This window comes from Palleronia pelagia (genome assembly GCF_900110115.1).
Classification (GTDB): Bacteria; Pseudomonadota; Alphaproteobacteria; order Rhodobacterales; family Rhodobacteraceae; genus Palleronia; species Palleronia pelagia.
On sequence record NZ_FOCM01000004.1, the window covers coordinates 364,907 to 384,719 of the forward strand.

The 19,813-nt window shown below is 67.6% G+C and carries 17 protein-coding genes and 1 pseudogene; 8 read left to right on the plus strand and 10 right to left on the minus strand.

Annotated elements, in window-relative coordinates; genetic code table 11:
• The first annotated feature begins 109 nt into the window (after positions 1–109).
• Positions 110–991 carry a MurR/RpiR family transcriptional regulator gene (locus BMX96_RS11165; protein ID WP_073129592.1) on the plus strand — a complete coding sequence of 294 codons (882 nt, stop codon included), beginning with the start codon at positions 110–112 and terminating at the stop codon, positions 989–991.
• Here the strand turns inward: BMX96_RS11165 and BMX96_RS11170 are convergent.
• Together BMX96_RS11170 and BMX96_RS11175 are read right to left on the minus strand one after the other, a co-directional pair.
• Positions 988–3,522 carry an ATP-binding protein gene (locus BMX96_RS11170; protein ID WP_175481719.1) on the minus strand — a complete coding sequence of 845 codons (2,535 nt, stop codon included), beginning with the start codon at positions 3,520–3,522 and terminating at the stop codon, positions 988–990. The two genes, BMX96_RS11165 and BMX96_RS11170, sit on opposite strands and share 4 nt — an antisense overlap.
• Before the next feature lie 64 nt (positions 3,523–3,586).
• Positions 3,587–4,099 (minus strand): putative pterin-binding protein, encoded by a 513-nt coding sequence (locus tag BMX96_RS11175; protein WP_091845557.1) that lies wholly within the window; start codon positions 4,097–4,099, stop codon positions 3,587–3,589.
• A 237-nt stretch (positions 4,100–4,336) separates the two neighbouring features.
• Here BMX96_RS11175 and BMX96_RS11180 point away from each other — a divergent pair, with 237 nt between their 5' ends.
• Entirely contained in the window at positions 4,337–4,951 is a 615-nt protein-coding gene (locus tag BMX96_RS11180; protein WP_091845558.1) for a response regulator transcription factor, read from the plus strand.
• Here the strand turns inward: BMX96_RS11180 and xylB are convergent.
• The 7 genes and pseudogenes from xylB to BMX96_RS11210 form a co-directional block, all read right to left on the minus strand.
• On the minus strand, positions 4,945–6,387 hold the full coding sequence (gene xylB, locus BMX96_RS11185; protein ID WP_091845559.1) for a xylulokinase: 1,443 nt from the start codon (positions 6,385–6,387) through the stop codon (positions 4,945–4,947). The two genes, BMX96_RS11180 and xylB, sit on opposite strands and share 7 nt — an antisense overlap.
• Before the next feature lie 67 nt (positions 6,388–6,454).
• A complete protein-coding gene (locus tag BMX96_RS11190; protein ID WP_091845560.1) occupies positions 6,455–7,141 on the minus strand; it encodes an ABC transporter ATP-binding protein in 687 nt (228 codons plus the stop codon).
• Positions 7,138–7,371, minus strand: coding sequence for an ABC transporter ATP-binding protein C-terminal domain-containing protein (locus BMX96_RS20190; protein ID WP_407944666.1), 234 nt, complete (start codon positions 7,369–7,371; stop codon positions 7,138–7,140). The genes BMX96_RS11190 and BMX96_RS20190 overlap by 4 nt, the downstream gene beginning before the upstream one ends.
• A pseudogene (locus tag BMX96_RS20195) lies at positions 7,366–7,830 on the minus strand (ATP-binding cassette domain-containing protein); the annotation flags it as partial. The gene BMX96_RS20190 and the pseudogene BMX96_RS20195, both read right to left, overlap by 6 nt.
• A 46-nt stretch (positions 7,831–7,876) precedes the next feature.
• On the minus strand, positions 7,877–8,860 hold the full coding sequence (locus BMX96_RS11200) for a branched-chain amino acid ABC transporter permease (RefSeq protein ID WP_091845562.1): 984 nt from the start codon (positions 8,858–8,860) through the stop codon (positions 7,877–7,879).
• Positions 8,857–9,783, minus strand: coding sequence for a branched-chain amino acid ABC transporter permease (locus tag BMX96_RS11205; protein ID WP_091845563.1), 927 nt, complete (start codon positions 9,781–9,783; stop codon positions 8,857–8,859). Before BMX96_RS11205 ends, BMX96_RS11200 begins: the two co-directional genes overlap by 4 nt.
• Positions 9,784–9,831: 48 nt before the next feature.
• A complete protein-coding gene (locus BMX96_RS11210) occupies positions 9,832–10,962 on the minus strand; it encodes an ABC transporter substrate-binding protein (RefSeq protein ID WP_073129583.1) in 1,131 nt (376 codons plus the stop codon).
• A 232-nt stretch (positions 10,963–11,194) separates the two neighbouring features.
• Between BMX96_RS11210 and BMX96_RS11215 the strand changes: the two genes are divergently transcribed.
• From BMX96_RS11215 to BMX96_RS11240, 6 genes are all read left to right on the plus strand, one after another.
• A complete protein-coding gene (locus tag BMX96_RS11215) occupies positions 11,195–12,778 on the plus strand; it encodes an ABC transporter substrate-binding protein (RefSeq protein ID WP_073129582.1) in 1,584 nt (527 codons plus the stop codon).
• 185 nt (positions 12,779–12,963) lie between these two features.
• Positions 12,964–14,520 carry an ABC transporter substrate-binding protein gene (locus BMX96_RS11220; RefSeq protein WP_091845564.1) on the plus strand — a complete coding sequence of 519 codons (1,557 nt, stop codon included), beginning with the start codon at positions 12,964–12,966 and terminating at the stop codon, positions 14,518–14,520.
• A gap of 102 nt (positions 14,521–14,622) precedes the next feature.
• The gene (locus BMX96_RS11225) at positions 14,623–15,603 is read left to right on the plus strand and encodes an ABC transporter permease (protein WP_073129580.1); all 981 of its coding nucleotides are present in this window, start codon (positions 14,623–14,625) and stop codon (positions 15,601–15,603) included.
• Between the two features lies 1 nt (position 15,604).
• Complete coding sequence (locus tag BMX96_RS11230; RefSeq protein ID WP_091845565.1) at positions 15,605–16,582, plus strand: ABC transporter permease; 978 nt, start codon at positions 15,605–15,607, stop codon at positions 16,580–16,582.
• Positions 16,579–17,568: an ABC transporter ATP-binding protein gene (locus BMX96_RS11235; RefSeq protein WP_091845566.1), complete on the plus strand. Its 990-nt coding sequence runs from the start codon at positions 16,579–16,581 to the stop codon at positions 17,566–17,568. The genes BMX96_RS11230 and BMX96_RS11235 overlap by 4 nt, the downstream gene beginning before the upstream one ends.
• On the plus strand, positions 17,565–18,560 hold the full coding sequence (locus BMX96_RS11240) for an ABC transporter ATP-binding protein (RefSeq protein WP_091845567.1): 996 nt from the start codon (positions 17,565–17,567) through the stop codon (positions 18,558–18,560). Before BMX96_RS11235 ends, BMX96_RS11240 begins: the two co-directional genes overlap by 4 nt.
• A gap of 72 nt (positions 18,561–18,632) precedes the next feature.
• Here the strand turns inward: BMX96_RS11240 and BMX96_RS11245 are convergent, their stop codons facing one another.
• Positions 18,633–19,748, minus strand: a complete 1,116-nt coding sequence (locus tag BMX96_RS11245) for a Hint domain-containing protein (protein ID WP_091845568.1) — start codon at positions 19,746–19,748, stop codon at positions 18,633–18,635.
• Positions 19,749–19,813 lie beyond the last annotated feature (65 nt).

Here is a 19,813-nt window from a genome sequence, read left to right on the forward strand (position 1 = left end):
CTTCCCCTTGCCAGATGGGATCGAGTGACGCTGGATTCCGATGGCAAGTCAAGGATTTTTCTGTAATCTTTGTTTCAGCCCGATGGGCGCTGTAGGAAAAGGAACGATCATGGGCAGACGCAAGCTGGTCCGCGATCTCCTGCGGGAAAAGCAGGCCGACCTGACCGCGTCCGAGCGCAAGCTGGCCGCCGTGCTGCAGGACGGGCAATTAGTTCCGGGGCTGCAATCCATCACCAAGCTGGCCGAAAGCGCCGAGGTCTCGACCCCCACCATCGTGCGGCTGGCCCGCAAGCTGGGCTTCGACGGGTTCAACGACCTGCAGGACGCGATCCGCAGCGACGTGGCCGACGCCATGAAGCAGCCGCTGGCCAAGCTCGACCCCGGCGGGCCGATGCCGGGGGGCGACCACATGCTGTCGCGCTTCGTGACGGCGGTGTCGGACAACATCAACCGCACGCTGGAACGGCTGGATACCGCCGCCTTCGACCGCGTGGCCGGGGTTCTGGCCGACCCGTCGCGGCGGCTCCACTTGCTGGGCGGGCGCATCACCCGGTCGAACGCGGCATATTTCTTCAACCACCTGCAGATCATCCGCCCCGGCGTCACGCTTCTGGACAGCGCGCCCAGCGTGTGGCCGCAGGCGCTGCTGGACATCGATGGCGGCGCGGTGCTGATCGTCTTCGACATCCGCCGCTACGAAAAGGGGCTGGAAAAACTCGCCACGCTCGCGCGCGGCCAGGGGGCCGAGATCGTGCTGTTCACCGACATTTGGGGATCGCCCATCGAACGCCATGCCGACCACACCTTCCGCGCCATGGTCGAGGTGCCATCGGCTTGGGACAGCACGCTGGCGTTGAACCTGCTGATCGAGGCGCTGATCGCCGAGGTGCAGGCCCGCCGCTCCGACAGCAGCGCCCAGCGCATCGCCGCGCTCGAAGACATGATCGGCGAAAGCCGGATTTTCCGGTCGGGACAGGGCGCCGCCGACTAAAGCCCCAGCGCCACACGGCTGCGTGACCACTCGGCCCGCGCGGCGTTGTGAGCGGCGGCGAGGAACTCTCCGTCCTGCGCCTCGTTCCGGGCTGCCTGTTCCAGCGCGCCCAGCGCCCCCTGCAACGCGGTTGCCCCGAACATCGCCGCGCTGCCGGCCGAGCGGTGCGCCTCGTCGGCGATGACCGCGGGGTCGGCGTCGGGGCCGTTCGAGATCAGCGTATCCACCTCGCGCGCAAAGCGGCCCAGAAGGTCGTCGACCCGGTCGGGACCCAGTGCCTGGCGCAGGTCGGCCAGCGGCTCGGCGTCCACGGGATCGGGCGCGGATGCGCCGTCGCCCGATGTCCAGCGATCGACGACACACAGCAGGGCGTCCCCCAGGACGGGCTTGACCATCACGTCGTTCATACCGTCGGCCAGGAAAGCCGCCTGCTCCTCTGCCTGGGCGTTCGCCGTCAGCGCGATGATTGGCACGTCCTTCGAGGCACCGTCGCCCCCGCGGATCAGGCGTGTGGCCTTGCGACCATCCATCTTCGGCATGCGGACGTCCATGAGGATCACGTCGAACCGGCTGCGCGCGGCCAGGCGCACCGCCTCGGTTCCGTCCTTCGCCTCGGTGACCTCGTGCGCCGCCCGGCTGAGCGTTTCCCGGGCGATGGTGCGGTTGATGACGTTGTCTTCCACCAACAGGACCCGCGACGGGCGCGCCGGCGCCGCTGGTCGGTCGGCAGGCAGCGGCGTCGGGTGATGCGGCGGGTCGACAGGGTCCACAGGCAGGCGCAGGCAAAAGGTGCTGCCGCGTCCCGGCGCACTATCCAGCGTGATGGCGCCGCCCATCGCCTCGGCAAAGCGGCGGGCGAGCCCGAGGCCGAGCCCCGTGCCACCGGCCTGCCGATCGTAGGTCGTGTCGCCCGTGGTAAAATCCTCGAAGATCCGCGCCTGCATGTCCTCCGCGATGCCCATGCCCGTGTCGCGCACGGCGACGTGCAACACAGGCCGATCATCACCGGGCGGCTCCGTCCCCGGCTCGACCTTCGCGGTGATGTCGATCTGGCCGCCATGGGTGAACTTCACCGCGTTGCCGACGATGTTCAGCAGGACACCCTCGATCCGGTCGCGGTCGGCGAGGATCCAGTCGATCCGGTCGCCCTCCCACGCCCAGGACAGCCGCGTGTCGTTGGCACGGGCCGCCCCGCTCTGGTTGTCGACGATGTCCTGGATCATCCGGCCGACATGCATCGGGCGTTGCCGCAGTCTCAGTTTGCCCGCGTCGTAGCGCGTTATGTCGAGGACGTCCGTCACGTGCCGCAGGAGCATACGGCCGGAGGTCTCCATGTTGCGCACGTATTCCTGCTGGCGTTCGGACAGGATCGTGTCGCCCAGCAGTCCCAGATTGCCAAGGAGACCGTTCAGTGGCGTCCGGATCTCGTGGCTCATGGTGGCAAGGAAATCGCCCTTGGCGCGTTCGCTGGCCAGCGCTTGATCGCGGGCGGCGACCAGGTCCCGCTCGGCCTGAACGCGGTGCGAGATGTCGCGCAGGACCACCACGTAGATGTCGCCCTCAAGGGTCGTGGCGCGTTGGACCGACAGTTCCACCGGGAAGACGGTGCCGTCCGCCCGGCTGGCAACGCCCTTGACGCGGCCCTTTCCAAGGATGGCGTGCTTGCCGGTCCGTTCGAAGGTCCGCATCTCCTCCTGGTGCCAGTCCTGCAGGTGTTCCGGCACGATCACTTCCGAAAGGTTCTTGCCGATAGCCTGGGCGGCGAAGACACCGAACGTGCGTTCCGCCGCGGCGTTGAAGCTGAGGACCTTCCCGGTCTCGTCACTCAGGATCACGGCGTCGAGGGAGGTTTCGGACACTACGCGCACCCTTTCGTAGGCGGCGGCGACTTCGGCCCGGCGGCGTATGCTCTGCGCATTCAACCATCCAAGACGCAGGGCCAGCAGCAAGAGGGCCAACAGAAGGCCGCCCGCCACCGCGGCGAGTTGGACCAGAGTTCGCACCACTTCGTTGCGTCGATCATCGCTCAGGCGCGCGAAATACCCCACCCCAGAGCGGGAGACCTGTCGCACCGCGGGCCGAAGCGTCTCGATGCGGGTCAATAGCGCGGGCGCGGCCCCAACGAGATCTTGTGAGGGGCCGTCGATCAGCGGAACGGTGTCGTCCAGGAAGGTTTCGACCCGAGACATCGCCTGGTCGAACTCCGCCAGGTCACGTAGCGCGGCGTAGGCCGACCCGTTTCGCAAGAGATCCACCCGGCTGTAGAAGATGTCGAAGGCCCGTGTCACCTGATCCAGGTCCTCGGTGCCGGGCTGATCGGTCGGCAAGGTGCTGACCGCCAACTGCAGCCGCAGGAAGTCGATCTCGACCTGCGACAGCGACCACTGGACGATATCCTCCTGGGCGCTCCTCTGATCCCGCAGGTCGCGCAGGACGTTCATCGTCAACGCGCCAAGCGTCAGCACCAATATCGCGAAGGTCAGCAACCCGAAAGCGATCCGGGCTATCTGGAAAGGTTGAATGGGCTGCACGTTGCACCGCCCCTCTCGAAGATCAAGCATCCGCGCCGGGTGACCCGAGCCCGCGCCTGATCGCTTAGCGAATGATCTCGATTCGGTCGAGTTGCCAGATCGACCGCGAATAGATCAAATCAGAGCGGTACTGACTATCCGAGTCGTATGGATAGATAAGCCAGAGCGGCCCCTTCTCACGCAATGACATGGGCGCCCCATCCAGATGCCAGGCCAGGATCGGGCCACCTTCGACCGCGTCACTGACCGGGATATCGACGGCGTAGTCGTTGATCGCCCGCGCGCGCAGCTTTCCTTCACTGATGTTCAGCGCATCGACGAACGCCGCAAGTGACGTACCGTGGAAGACATGGGTGCCATTGGTCCAGATCGTCGAGGTCTCGACCCGCGTCTCGTCCAGAGCGCGCAGTCGCTCCAGGTCGAATTGCACGATATCCTCGCCATCCTCATGATCCAGGGATCCGGTAACGGTGAGGATGACCGAGGTGTCGTCCTTCGGACTCTCCCCAGCCCAACTCAACGTGGAGAACAGGATCAAGAGACCGGCGAGGCCGAGTTTTCTGAAGGGATGTACCATGCCAAACGCCCTAACGTCAGATCCTTGCTAAATCGGAAATCCGCATGCCGTCACCTCGGTCAAAGGGATAGTGCTCGGCCCGATTGGATAGTCGCCTGTTATGCTTGACCAAACATGCCCGACCGGCCGCGCTTGGCGAAGCGTATTATTCCCGCATAACAGAATCTTTTTATCATTTTCTGGGTTCAGCACACGTTTGCGGTGTGTAAAATGATGTGCGGGCCAAGGACGATACTTATGAGAGTCTTGATCGCAGACGATCACGATCTGCTTCGCGACACACTGGTCGAATACCTGCAAACACAGGGCAGTTTCGAGGTGGCCTGTGCGGGCGATCTCGACACCGCCCTGACAATGGTCGAGAACGGCGCGACTTTCGACTTGATCCTTCTGGACTTGAAGATGCCCGGCATGGACGGTCTGAACGGCCTGACCCGGGCCTTGGCCGCGGGCGGCGGTCAGCGCGTCGCGCTGATGTCCGGCAATTGCACTCGCCAAACTGCCGAGCGCGCGATCGAACTTGGCGCGGCGGGTATCCTGCCCAAGACCATGTCCGCGAAATCGATGGTCAACGCCATGAAGTTCATGGCCCTGGGCGAGGTTTACGCCCCCGCCGACTTCCTGAACGCCATGGACAGCGCCGAGACGCATCCGCTGACACGGAACCTGACAAAGCGCGAGCAGCAGGTCCTGCGCGGCTTGACCGAAGGCAAGGCGAACAAGGAAATCGCCCGCGATCTCGACGTGCAGGAACCGACGGTCAAGCTTCACATGAAAACGCTCTATCGCAAGCTCGGCGTGGCGAACCGCACCCAGGCGGCGCTGATCGCGCGAGAGGCGGGGCTTTATTGATCCAGCCGCGCCGCCTCGCGTAGACCGGCAAAGCGTTCTGCCCGCTCACGCAGCGCGTTGGCCAGTTCGGAATCGGGCGAAACGGTGCTGGCGACAGTCGGCTGGCTGCGGAACGCGCCCGAGCCCTCTCCGGCGGCCATGGCGCCCAGCCGCGCCGCCCCCAGCGCCGCACCGTGATCGCCCGCCTCCGGCAGGTCGATTTCGACCTCCAGCGCCGATGCGATGATCTTCAGCCAGTGCTGCGAACGGGCGCCGCCCCCGGTGGCCGCGATCCGGTCCAGCTTCGTGCCCGCCGCCGCGATCGCGTCCGCCGACTGGCCCAGCCCCAGCGCCACGCCCTCGAGCACCGCACGGGTCAGGTCCGCCCGGCCCGTTGCGTGCCCCAGCCCGTGGAACATGCCGCGCAGGCTCGCGTCGTTGTGCGGCGTCCGCTCGCCCGACAGGTAGGGCAGGAAAGTGACGGGGCCGGGCGTGGCGGGCGTGTCGCCCAGCTCGGCCACCAGCTCGCCGGGCGTCGCGCCGAGAATTCCGGCCAGCCAGTCGAGCGCCGAGGCCGCCGACAGCATGACGCCCATCTGGTGCCAGGTCTCGGGCAGCGCGTGGCAGAACGTGTGCACCGCGCTTTCGGCGTTGGGGCGATACCCCTCGGTCGCGGCGAACAGCACGCCCGAGGTGCCCAGCGACACGAAGCCCTGCCCCTCGCCCAGAACGCCCATGCCCACTGCGGTGGCGGCGTTGTCCCCGGCCCCGCCCGCGACTGGAATGCCCGCACGCAGTCCGAAGCGGCTTGCCAGGTCGGCGCGCAGGTCGCCTGCCCGCGCGGCGCCTTCGACCAAGCGCGGCATGTGCTCGCGCGTCAGCCCGGTCGCCTTGAGACAGGCGTCGGACCAGTCGCGCGCGGCCATGTCGAGCCAGCTGGTCCCGGCGGCGTCCGACATCTCGGATACCCGCTCGCCCGTCAGCCACAGGCGCAGGTAGTCCTTGGGCAGCAGCACGCAGTCAGTGCGGTCGAACAGCTCGGTCTCGTGGCTGCGCATCCAGGCCAGCTTGGGCGCGGTGAAGCCCGGGAAGACGATGTTGCCGGTCACCGCGCGGAACGGCCCCTCGGCATCCATGCGCGCGGCCTCGGCGTGGGCGCGCGTGTCGTTCCAGAGAATCGCGGGACGCAGGACGGCATCGGCGGCGTCCAGGCACACCGCACCGTGCATCTGGCCCGAGAGCCCGATCCCCGCCACCTGCGACAGGTCGTGGGTCTCGGCCAACTGCGACAGGCAATCCTCGGTCGCGCCGATCCACTGGGCGGGGTCCTGCTCGGACCAGCCGTCATGGGGACGCTCCACCGTGAGGGCGGAGTCGGCCTGGCCGACCGGCGCGCCGGCCTCGTCGATGAGCAGGGTCTTAACTCCCGAGGTTCCAAGGTCGATGCCCAGATACATGTGCCGTCCTTCCCATTTCATGTTAGCGCCAAGATCAGGGGAAACCGCGAGGCATGCAAGCGGTCGCCTAGACCCCCAGAAGCCTGTGCGCCGTGTCGTCGTCGAGCCCGCGCATGGGCCCGGACCAGACGCTGCGGCCCCGTTCGAGGATCACCGCGCTGTCGGCCAGCTTGCGCAGGTCGCGCAGGGATTTGTCGACGATCAGGATCGACTGGCCCGCCTCCTTCAGCTCGGCGATGGCGTCCCAGATCTCGGCCCGAACCAGCGGGGCCAGACCCTCGGTCGCCTCGTCGAGGACCAGAAGCCGCGGGTTGGTCATCAGCGCGCGGCCGATCGCCAGCATCTGCTGCTCGCCCCCCGACAGCGAAGCGGCCAACTGGGTGCCACGCTCGGCCAGGCGTGGGAACAGGCGGCCCACGGCGGCGCGGCTCCACGGTCCCGGCCGCGCGGCGGCGGCGAGGTTTTCCAGCACCGTGAGGCTGGCGAAGCAGCGCCGCCCCTCGGGCACCAGGCCCAGCCCCAGCCGCGCCGCGCGGTGGCTGGGCAGCGCGTGCAGGTCGCGGCCGTCGAAGCGCAGCGTGCCCTGCGACGGGATCATCCGGCAGATCGACTTGATCGTGGTCGACTTGCCCATGCCGTTGCGGCCCATCAGCGCCAGCACCTGCCCCGGCGCGAGGTCAAGCGACACGTCGAACAGCACCGGAACCGCGCCATAGCCCGCCTGCAGGCCCTCGATATGCAGAAGCGCGCTCACAGGTCCCCCAGGTAGGCGCGGCGCACCTGGCGGTCGGCGCGCACCTCGTCCACGCGGCCCGACGCGATGACCCGGCCCGCCACGAGCACGCTGATCCTATCGGCCAGGGCAAAGACAGCATCCATGTCGTGCTCCACCAGCAGGATCGGCGCCTCGGTCCGCAAGGCATCGAGCAGAAGGGTCAGGTCGGCCGAGCCTTCGCCGCCGAGCCCCGCCATGGGTTCATCCATGACGAAGGCCCGGGGCGCGAGGCTGAGCGCGATGGCGACCTCGAGCAGGCGGCGCTGGCCATGGGACAGCGCCGCGGCCGGCATGTCGGCGACGCCGCCCAGCCCGACGCGGTCGATGGCCGCCAGCGCGCGGTCGTGCCGGTCGCCCCGCCCCAGCGCGCGGCGAAGCAGGCCATACCCGCCGCCGGCGCGCCCGGTGGCGCCAAGCGTTACGTTCTCCAGCACAGAATCTTCCATCGCCAAGGCCGAAACCTGGAAAGTCCGCGCCAGCCCCCGGCGCGCCCGCTGGGCCGGCGACGCGGCGGTCACGTCGATCCCGTCCAGCCGCACCTGCCCCGCATCGGGGACGAGGCTGCCGCAGATCTGGGCGATCAGGGTGGACTTCCCGGCGCCGTTCGGCCCGATCACGGCGTGGATTTCGCCCGGCCGGAGATCCAGCGACACGCCGTCGGTGGCCAGCAGCGCGCCAAAGGACTTTCGCAGCCCATGGGTGCTGAGCACCGCGTCAGACATGGGGCCCTGCCTTGCCGGTCAGCAGTCCGACGATACCCCCGCGCGCGAACAGCACGACGCCCAGCAGGATCGCGCCCAGCCAGACGTGCCAGAAATCGGTCAGCCCCCCCAGCCAATGCTCCAGCGTCACGAACAGGCACGCGCCGATCACCGGCCCCGCCAGCCGCCCGACGCCGCCGAGGATCACCAGCACGATCAGCTCGCCCGACAGCTGCCAGCTGAACATCGCGGGAGACACGAAGCGGTTCAGATCGGCGTACAGCGCGCCGGCCAGCCCGGTGATCGCGCCCGAGATGACGAATGCCACCAGCTTGACCCGCGTGGGCGAGATCCCCACGGCCGCCACCCGCGCCGGGCTTTGCCGTGCGGCGTTCAGCGCCAGACCCAGCGGCGCCGATCGCAGCCGCGCCGACAACAGAAGCGCCAGTACCAGCGCCGCGAAGCACAGGCCGAAGAACTGCACCGGCACCAGCGTGTCGACGCCGGGAAAGCTGTTGCGCAGGTAGATCGGCAGGCCGTCCTCGCCCCCGTAGGCCGACCAAGAGATCGCGAAGTAGTAGAACATCTGCCCGAAGGCGAGCGTGATCATGATGAAGTAGACCCCGCCCGTGCGCAGTGACAGAAGCCCGATCACCCAGGCCGCAAGGGCCGAGACGCAGATGGCCACCAGCCAGATGACCGGCATGGACTTGGTGCCTTCGATGGTCAGCGCCCCCAGTTCCAGCGGCGTGTAGCTCTGCGCGTGGAAGGCGAGGATCCCCATGGCGTAGCCGCCAAGGCCGAAGAACGCCGCGTGGCCCAGGCTGACCAGCCCGCCGTAACCCAGCGCGATATTCAGCCCCGTGGCGGCCAGTGCAAGGATCGCCGCGCGCGTCGCCAGCGTGATGGTGAATATCTCGCCCAGGGCCCACGCGCCCAGGGCGACGGCCAAAAGCCCGGCGACAGCGCCGATGGTGACGAGACGCTCGGGGATCATGCGGGCCGCGCGCCGCCGAAGAGGCCCGTGGGCTTCCAGACCAGCACGGCCCCCATGAGGATATAGATCAGCATCGACGCCAGCGCCGCGCCGGTCTGGGCGGCGGCCTCGGGCGCCATGGCGACCGACAGAACCAGCGGCAGGAAGATGCCACCCAGCGTATCCGTCAGCCCCACCAGCAGCGCGCCGATGAAGGCGCCCTTGATGGACCCGATGCCGCCGATGACGATGGTGACGAAGGCCAGGATCAAGACCGGCTCACCCATGCCGACCTGCACCGACTGGATCGCGCCCACGAGCGCGCCGGCCAGACCGGCAAGGGCGGCCCCCAAGGCGAACACCAGCGTGTAGAGCTTCGAAATGTCGACGCCCAGCGCCGCGATCATCTCGCGGTCGTCCTTGCCCGCGCGGATCTGCATGCCCAGCCGCGTGCGCTGGGTCAGCCACCACAACCCCGCCGCCACCACCAGCCCCACGCCGATCAGCGCAAGGCGGTAGAGCGGATACTGTATCCCGCCCGGAAGCGTCACCGGCCCCGACAAAGCGTCGGGAATGTCGAGATACAGGGGGAACGAACCGAAGACCCAGCGCGTGCCCTCGGAAAACATCAGGATCAGCGCGAAGGTCGCCAGCACCTGGTCCAGATGCGGCGCGTCGTAGAGCCTGCGGATCACCGCGACCTCGATCAGCACCCCGGCCAGAGCTGCGGCCGACAGAGCGGCGACCAGCGCCAGCGCGAAGGACCCGGTCGCGGCCGCCGCAAAGGCCGCCGCGAAGGCCCCCACCATGTAAAGCGAGCCGTGGGCGAGGTTGATCAGGCCCATCACCCCGAAAATCAGCGTCAGCCCGGCCGCCATGAGAAACAGCATGACGCCGAATTGCAGCCCGTTCAGGACCTGCTCGATCAGTAGGATGGCGGACATGGGGTCTTTCGGGTGGGCACGCCCCGGCTCAGGGCCGGGGCGGTCGCATTACATGTTGCACTCGGCCGCGTAGACGTCGGCGTGGTCTTCCAGCGCGGTGCCGATGATGCGGTTGGTGTAGACACCGTCTTCCTCGATCACCTCGCGGGCATAGATCGTCTGGATCGGGTGGTGGTTCGAGCCGAAGCGGAAATCGCCCCGGACGCTATCGAAATCGGCCTCTTCCAGCGCGGCGCGGAACGCGTCCTGGTCGGACACGTCCGCCTTTTCCATGGCCGAGATCAGCAGGTTCGCGGTGTCGAAGCCTTGGCTCGCGTAAAGCGACGGCAGCCGGTCGTATTCCGCGACGAAGCTTTCGACGAAGGCCTGGTTGGCCGCGTTGTCCAGGTCCTTCGACCACTGCGACGTGTTGGTGACGCCCAGCGCGGCGTCGCCCACGGCTTGCAGGATACCCTGGTCGAAGCTGAACGCGGGGCCGATCACCGGCTTGTCCACGCCGCTGTCCGCATATTGCTTGAGGAACGAGATCCCCATGCCACCGGGCAGGAAGAAGTAGACCGAGTCCGCGTCCGAGGCGCGGATGGCCGCGATCTCGGCGGCATAGTCGGTCTGGCCCAGCTGGGTGAAGGTCTCCTGCGCGATGTCGCCCTCGAACAGGCGCTTGTAGCCGGTCAGCGCGTCCTGCCCGGCCGGGTAGTTCGGCGCGAGGATGAAGCTGTTGGAATAGCCGACCTCGGACGCATATGCGCCGGCGGCCTCATGCAGGTTGTCGTTCTGCCAGGCCACGTTGAAATAGTTTGGGTGGCAGCCCCGCCCGGCCAGCTGCGACGGGCCCGCGTTGGGCGACAGGTAGAACTTGCCCTGCGCGGTGGCCGACGGCACCACCGCCATGGCGAGGTTGGACCAGATGATGCCGGTCAGCACGTCGACCTCTTCGGACTGGATCATCCGGTCGGCCAATTGCACCGCGATGTCGGGCTTGCGCTGGTCGTCCTCGATCACGACCTCGATGTCGTCGCGGCCCGATTGCTCGATGGCCAGCATGAAGCCGTCGCGCACGTCGATGCCCAGGCCGGCGCCGCCGCCCGACAGCGTCGTGATCATGCCGACCTTCACGTCGGCCATCGCCGCCGTGGCGCCGATCGCGCAGGCCGCCGTCGCAAGCAGAAGGTGTTTCATCTTCGTCTCCCCGGTGTTTGTCCCGGGGCGGACTTTTCGACAGGCGCGCGGGATATGCAACGCCAAAGCCCGACACGGGACGCGCCTTGCCCGCGCAGGGCGCAGGGCGCGCGGGATTTCATCGACGCGGCGCGGCCCGACCTCCGGTTGCCGCAACGTGAAGCGTGGCAGGCTTGCCATTCGCGCCACGCGCCGATTACCTTCCCCGGAAAACAAACCAGGGAGACCTCAAGTGAAACTCACCAAAACCGCTTTGCTGGCCACGACTGCGCTGGGCATTCTTGCCGGCGCCGCCTCGGCCGAAACGCTGCGCTGGGCGCGCGCGGGCGACAGCCTGACGCTGGATCCGCACGCCCAGAACGAGGGCCCGACCCACACGCTGGCCCACCAGATCTACGAGCCGCTGCTGCTGCGCGACACCGCGGGCGAGCTGGAAGGCGCGCTGGCCACCGACTGGGCCGTCAGCGAAGACGACCCCAATGTCTGGATCTTCACCCTGCGCGAAGGCGTGACCTTCCACGGCGGCGAGACCTTCGACGCCGAGGACGTGATCTTCTCGATCGAGCGCGCCAAGTCGCCCGACAGCGACATGAAGGAGCTGCTGAACTCGATCGTCGAAGTGCGCGCCGGCGAAGGCAACACCGTGGAATTCGTGACCGACGGTCCGAACCCGATCCTGCCGTCCAACCTCACCAACCTGTTCATGATGGACAAGGGCTGGGCCGAGGCCAACGGCGCCGTGGACGTGCAGGACTACGAAGGCGGCGAGACCACCTTCGCCGCGGCGAATGCCAACGGCACCGGCCCGTACATGCTGGAAAGCCGCGAGGCCGACGTCCGCACCGTGCTGGTCCAGAACGAGGACTACTGGGGCATGGACGAATTCCCCATGGACGTGACCCGGATCGAGTTCACCCCGATCCAGAACGCCGCCACCCGCGTGGCCGCCCTGCTTTCGGGTGAGGTCGACTTCATCCAGGACGTGCCCGTCCAGGACCTCGAGCGCGTGGACAGCTCGGACGGCCTGCAGGTGAAGAACGCGCCGCAGAACCGGACGATCTTCTTCGGCATGAACGTGGGCGCCGATGACATTGAGAACGACGATGTCGAGGGCGCGAACCCGCTGTCGGACGTGCGCGTGCGTGAAGCCATGAACATGGCGATCAACCGCGACGCCATCCAGCAGGTCGTCATGCGCGGCCAGAGCCAGCCCACCGGCGTCATCATGCCGCCCTTCGTGAACGGCTGGACCGAAGAGCTCGACGCCGTGCCGGAAGGCGACATGGAAGCCGCCAAGCAACTGCTGGCCGACGCGGGCTATCCCGACGGGTTCTCGATCCAGCTGGACTGCCCCAACGACCGCTACATCAACGACGAAGCGATCTGCCAGGCGGTCGTGGGCATGATGGCCCAGGCCGGAATCACCGTGAACCTGGACAGCAAGCCCAAGGCGCAGCACTTCCCGCTGATCTCGAACGGGACCACGGATTTCTACATGCTGGGCTGGGGCGTTCCGACCTTCGATTCGGAATACGTCTTCAACTTCCTCGTGCACACCCGTGGCGACGAGCTGGGATCCTGGAACGCCACCGGCTATTCCAACCCCGAGCTTGACGAGAAGATCGTGAGCCTGGCCTCGACCACCGACCTGGACGCGCGCAACGCGACCATCGCCGAGATCTGGGACACCGTGCAGTCGGAAACGCTGTACCTGCCGGTCCACCACCAGGTGCTGAACTGGGGTCTGTCGGGTTCGGTCGACACCGAAGTCCAGCCGGAAGACCAGCCGAAGTTCAAGTACTTCAGCATGAACTGATCCCCTCGGGGACACAGGTTCCGGGGGCGGCCGCCACGATCGGCCGCCCCCGCGTTTTTCCATCGGGCGCGTTTCGCGCCGATGCGACGGCCGGGCCCCGACACGCGTAGACGCAAGATGCGTGACAGATTGGCCAAAGGCGTTACCCTCGACCGCGTCCGTGACCCATGCGAAAGGCTGCCGCCATGCGATTCCTGACGATGACCCTCACCGCCCTCGCGCTCGGCGCGCCCGCCGCGGCCGAGACCTTCCGCTGGGCGGGGCAGACCGACCCGCAGACGCTCGACCCGCACGCGGTCAGCTCGACGCCCGTGCTGGGCTTCCTGAACAATGCCTACGAGGGCCTCGTCCGGCGCGGACAGGACATGACGATCGAACCCGCGCTCGCCACCGGGTGGGAGCCCATCGGCGACGGCGAAGGCTGGCGGTTCACCCTGCGCGAGGGCGTCACGTTCCACGACGGCGCGACCTTCGACGCCGACGACGTGATCTTCAGCTACGAGCGTGCATCGTCCGAGCAATCCGACGTGTCGTCGTGGTTCGCCCCCGTCTCGCGCGTCGAGAAGGTGGACCAGTATACCGTCGACATCTTCACCTCGGCGCCCAACCCGATCTTTCCCGACAGCATCGCAAACTGGATGATGATGGACAGCGGCTGGGCCGAGGAGAACGACACCGCCCGCCCCGACAAGGAGCAGGGAAACCACGCGACGCTGAACGCCAACGGCACGGGCGCCTTCAGGGTGACCGGGCGCGAGCCGGGTCTGGAGACCACGCTGGCGCCTTTCGACGATTGGTGGGGCGAGGCCGAGCACAACATCACCGAGGCGATCTTCACCCCGATCCAGAACCCGGCAACGGCCGTGGCCGCTCTGATCTCGGGCGACGTGGACATGATCAACCCCGTGCCCATCCAGGACGCCGAGCGGCTGGACGCCCGCGAGGGTGTGAAGGTCATAAAGGGGATCGAGGCGCGCGTCATCATGCTGGGCGTGGGCCACGACCACTCGCAGCTGAAATTCGGCGCCGATGCCGGTGAGCCGAACCCGTTCCAGGACGTGCGCGTGCGCCGCGCGGTGGCGCAGGCGATCTCGGTCCCCGCGATCCTGCAGACGATCATGCGCGGCAACGCCGAACCGGCCAGCCAGCTGGTCAGCCCCGCCATGCGCGGCTTTTCCGAGCCGAACGCCGAGGGCGTTACGCAGGACATCGAGTCCGCCCGTGCCCTTCTGGACGAGGCCAACTACGGCGACGGGTTCTCGTTCGGCCTGAAATGCCCCAACGACCGCTACCTGAACGACGAAGCCGTCTGCCAGGCCATCGTGTCGATGCTGGCGCAGGTCGGGCTGGAGGCCGAGCTGGAAACCATGCCGGTGCGCAACTACTGGCCCGAGCTGCGCGAGGACGCGTTCGACATGTTCCTGCTGGGCTGGTCGCCCGGCACCTTCGACGCCGAGCACCCGATCCGGTTCCTGGTCGCCACGCCCGAGGGCAACCTGGGCACCTGGAACTTCGGCGGCTTCTCGAACGACCGGATCGACGAGATCCTGCCGATGATCCAGTCCGAGATCGACGACACCCGCCGCCAGGAGCTGCTGGACGAGGCCGCCGCGATCATCCAGGACGAAGTGGCCTACGTGCCGCTCTACGTGCAGCCGCTGGTCTGGGGCGCGCGCGAGAGCATCGAGCTGGTCCAGCGGCCCGACGATTTCTTCATCCTGCGCTGGGTGCGCGTGAACTGAAACGGCCGGGGGCCAGCCCCCGGACCCCCGGAGGTATTTCTGGAAAGATGAAGCCGATGCCGATTTTCCCGACGATCACGCCGATGGCGGGGGCCGCCTGAGATGCTGGCTTTCGTGCTGCGCCGGGTGTTCCAGTCGATCATCGTCCTGCTGGTGGTGGGGCTGGTGGCGTTTTCCATGTTCACCTTCGTGGGCGACCCCATCGACAACATGCTGGGGCAGGAACGCACCCAGGCCGATATCGAGCGGCTGCGCCAGCAGCTGGGGCTCGATCAGCCCTTCGTCGTGCAGTACTGGAATTTCCTGCAGAACGCCGCGCAGGGCAATTTCGGCGTGTCCTACCGGCAGGGCCGCCCGGTATCCGAGATCCTGCTGGAACGCGCACCGGCGACGCTGGAGCTGGCGGCGGTCTCGGCTCTTTTCGCCATGGCGCTGGGCATCGGCCTGGGGGTCTTCACCGCCATCCGGCGCGACGGCGTGGCCTCGAACCTGATCATGTCGATCTCGCTGATCGGGGTGTCGCTGCCGACCTTCCTGATCGGCATCCTGCTGATCTGGGTCTTCGCGGTCGAGCTGTCTTGGCTGCCGTCCTTCGGGCGGGGCGAGGTGGTGCAGGTGGGCGGCTGGTCCACGGGGTTCCTGACGTCTTCGGGGCTGAAGGCGCTGATCCTGCCGGCGATCACGCTGGGGCTGTACCAGATGACGCTGATCATGCGGCTGGTGCGGTCGGAAATGCTGGAGGTGCTGCGCCAGGACTATATCCGGTTCGCCCGGGCCCGCGGGCTGCGCGAGCGCGCCGTCAACTTCCGCCACGCGCTGAAGAACACGCTGGTGCCGGTCATCACCGTCACGGGCCTGCAGCTGGGCGCGATCATCGCCTTCGCGATCATCACCGAGACGGTGTTCCAGTGGCCGGGCGTGGGCCTTCTGTTCATCAACGCCATCCAGTTCGTCGATATCCCGGTCATGGCCGCCTACCTCATGCTGATCTCGGTCATGTTCGTGGGCATCAACCTGATCGTGGATCTTCTTTATTTCGCCATCGACCCGCGCCTGCGGGCGGGCCGCGGCAAGGGACACTGACATGAGCGACGCGAGCCAGGGCGCCAGCCGCCACACCGATGCCAGCGCCGAGAAGCCGACCCCCAGATCGCGCTTCGGCCGGGCGTGGGAGTCGGACTTCGCCTGGAAGTTCCGCCATTCGCCGGTGGCGATCATCGCCAGCGCCGTCGCGCTGCTGATCGTGCTGGCCGCGATCTTCGCGCCGCTCATCGCGCCGGTGGATCCGTTCGATCCCGGCGCGCTGAACCTGATGAACGGGTTCACCCCGCCCGGCACGCCCAACGCCTTCACCGGCGAGACATTCCTGCTGGGCACCGACGACCAGGGGCGCGACGTCTTCTCGACGATCCTCTACGGGCTGCGCATCTCGCTGTTCGTCGGCGTCTCGGCGGTGCTGTTCGCGATGGTGCTGGGTGTCACGCTTGGGCTTATCGCGGGATATGTCGGGGGCTGGGTCGACACGATCATCATGCGCATCGCCGACATCCAGCTGACCTTCCCGTCGATCCTGGTGGCCATGCTGATCTTCGGGATCGCCAAGGGCGTGACCCCGGTGGAATACCGTGACCAGATGGCGATCTGGGTGCTGATCCTTGCGATCGGCCTGTCGGACTGGGTGCAGTTCGCGCGGGTGGTGCGGGGCGCCACGCTGGTGCAGGCAGGGCGCGAATACGTCCAGGCGGCGCGGCTGATCGGGCGCAAGGGCCCCGCCATCATGCTGCGCCACATCCTGCCCAACGTGCTGAGCCCCGTGCTGGTGATCGCCACCATCAGCCTGGCGCTCGCCATCATCGCCGAGGCGACGCTGAGTTTCCTGGGCGTGGGCGCGCCGCCGACGCAGCCGTCGCTGGGCACGCTCATCCGCATCGGCCAGGGTTTCCTCTTCTCGGGCGAGTGGTGGATCCTGTTCTTCCCCGCCCTGACGCTGCTGGCCCTGGCACTGTCCGTGAACCTGCTCGGCGACTGGCTGCGCGACGCGCTGAACCCGAGGCTGAAATGACCGACGCCGTCCTGTCCGTCCGCGACCTGGTGGTCGAGATTCCCACCCGCCACGCGGTGCTTAAGCCCGTGGACGGCGTCAGCTTCGACATCGCGCCGGGCGAGATCCTGGGCGTGGTGGGCGAATCCGGCGCCGGCAAGTCCATGACCGGCAACGCCGTGATCGGCCTGCTGGACCGGCCCGCCCATATCTCGGGCGGAGAGATCCTGTTGAAGGGCCAGCGGATCGACAACCTGCCCTACGCCAGGATGCGCAAGCTGCGCGGGGCCGAGATCGGCATGGTGTTCCAGGATCCGCTGACGTCGCTGAACCCGCTTCTGACCATCGGCGACCAGCTTTCCGAGACGATGATCGAGCACCTGGGCATCTCGCAAGCCGAGGCGCGCAAACGCGCCATCGCCGCCCTGGACGAGGTTGGCATCCCCGGCGCGGCGGATCGCATCGACAGCTACCCGCACGAATTCTCGGGCGGCATGCGCCAGCGGGTGGTCATCGCCCTTGCGCTTTGTGCCGAGCCGTCGCTGGTCATCGCGGACGAGCCGACCACCGCGCTGGACGTGAGCGTGCAGGCGCAGATCATCGCGCTGCTGCGGCGGCTCTGCCGTGAGCGGGACACATCGGTGATGCTGATCACCCACGACATGGGCGTGATCGCCGAAACGGCCGACCGGGTCGCGGTGGTCTATGCCGGTCGCCTGGCCGAACTGGGTCCCGTGGCCGAGGTGCTGGGCCGCCCCCGCCATCCCTATACGGAAGGTCTGATGGGCTCGACCCCCGCGGCCAGCGCGGGGCGCGCACGGCTGCACCAAATCCCCGGCTCCATGCCGCGGCTGGGCCACCTTCCGGCCGGCTGCCCCTTCCATCCGCGCTGCCCCAAGGCGCAGGACGATTGCCGCACCGACCCGGCGCCGACCCTGGCCGCCTGCAACGGCCGGGCCGCCTGCTGGCACCCCGTGAACAGCCCCGAATCCGAGGCCGCCGAATGACCGCCATCGTCACCGTCAAGAACCTGACCCGTCGTTTCGACGTCTCGAAACCCTGGCTGAACCGGGTGATCGAACGCCTTCCCAAGCGCAAGCTGGTCGCCGTGTCCGACGTGTCCTTCGACATCGAGGAAGGCACGACCTACGCGCTGGTGGGTGAAAGCGGCTCGGGCAAATCGACCATCGGCAAGATGCTGGTGGGCCTGCTGGACCCGTCCGAGGGCGCCGTCGAGATCGAAGGCGTGAACCTGGATACCGAGACGGATCGCGCGCGGATCGACAAGGTTCGCAGCGACATCCAGATGATCTTCCAGGATCCCTATGCCAGCCTGAACCCCCGCTGGAAGGTGCGCGACATCATCGCCGAACCGGTAGCCGCGCGCGGCGGCAAGACACAAGGCCTGGCCGAGCGGCTTCTGGAACAGGTGGGCCTGTCGGCCGACGACGCCGGCAAGTTCCCGCACGAGTTCTCGGGTGGGCAGCGGCAGCGCATCTGCATCGCGCGCGCCCTGGCGTCCGAGCCGAAATTCATCGTCTGCGACGAGCCCACATCCGCGCTGGACGTGAGCGTGCAGGCGCAGGTGCTGAACCTGATGTCGGACCTCAAGGACGATTACGGGCTGACCTACCTTTTCATCAGCCACGACCTGACGGTGGTCAGCCACATGGCCGACACGGTGGGCGTGCTCTACCTGGGACGCCTCGTCGAGGAAGCCGCGCCCGGGGATCTGAACGCGCGGCCCGCGCATCCCTATACGCAGATGCTGCTCGATGCCGCACCGCAGCTGGACGGGTTCGGGCGCGAGGTCGATCCGCCCAAGGGCGAGATCCCCGACCCGATCAATCCGCCGCCCGGCTGTGCCTACAACCCGCGCTGCCCGTTCGTCGTGGATCGCTGCCGCGAGGAACGTCCGCAACTGCGCCCCTTCGGTGCGGGCCGTGTCGCCTGTCACCGCGCGGAAGAGGTCGTGGCGCGGATGGACAAGGCGTCCTGAACGGGAGCGGCGCGCCAGCCGGTTGATCCCGGCAGATTTGAACGAAAACCTCTGATCGCGTGGAGCGGCGACTCAGGCGGCCGTGGCCCGGTAGGCTTCATCGGGCCCGGTGTCGCAATTCAACATGGCCAAGCCAGGCTCGGGGCGCACAAGGTCCAGGCTCCGTGTGTGGCGCGGCAAATCGCGCGCTTTGGCGTAGGGAAACGCCGGCCCGCCGTAGGCCGCATTCGCCCCCCGGGCCGCCAGGTCTGGCACCACGACGCCAAGCGCCGCCCGCGACAACGGCGACAATCCGGCCACGCCGCGCGGGCCGGGATAGAAGCTTTCGGTGGCGATCCCTTCCGAGATCACCGCGGCATGTCGCGGCAACAGGATGTGATGATAGGCCACCGGACGCGACGGGATCACCTGCCGCGCGCCGCCGCCCTCCATCCTGGCCAGCTGGATCGCGCGCGCAAGGCGGACGGTCCCGCCCAAGCGCACGGCGATACCGTGCTGCGGCGAGACCAGCATGGACCGGCCGGTTCCGGTCAACCCCGCGGACAGGCGCACGGGCCGCAGCGCGGGAGCCCCCCGGATCGCATCGTGTGACAGCTTCCGGCGTCCGTGCCACAGGACAGGCTGCGCGATGCCGTCATGGGTCAGGGCAAGGTCACCTGGCCGCAGGTCCTCGACCGCGCGTTCCCCGCCGGGCGTCGCGATGCGCGTCCCGGTCACGAAGCAGGGCATCCCTGCCGAGCGCATCTGGGCGCTGCTGGACATCTGCGAGGGCGCCACGCCCTGCATGACCAGCGTTTCGCCATTCGGGAAGGTCAGCAGCGCATTGCCGAACCCGTCGTCGCTGACCACCACGTCCCAGGGCTGCACCGGGCCGCCATTGGCGTCGGTCAGGCCCGAAACATCCAGCTGGTCGTTGTAGAACCCGTCGCTATCGTCGTCGCCGATATCGAAGTCGGTGATCGTGTCGTTGCCGAAGCCGTCGTAGAAGGTGAACGTGTCGTTCCCCGCCCCGCCGGTCAGCGTATCGTCTCCATCACCCCCGATGAGCGTATCGTTGCCCGCCGCACCATCCAGCGAGTCGGCGCCGGTATTGCCATAAAGCAGGTCCGCGCCCGACCCGCCGGCGATGCTATCGTCCCCTCCCCCGGCATCCAGCAGAACCGACGATCCGTTGGCGCTGCCGATCACCGTATCGGCCTGATTGGAAAGTTAGAAGCCTTCGATCTCGGAGAAGGTGATCGTGTCGGTACCGG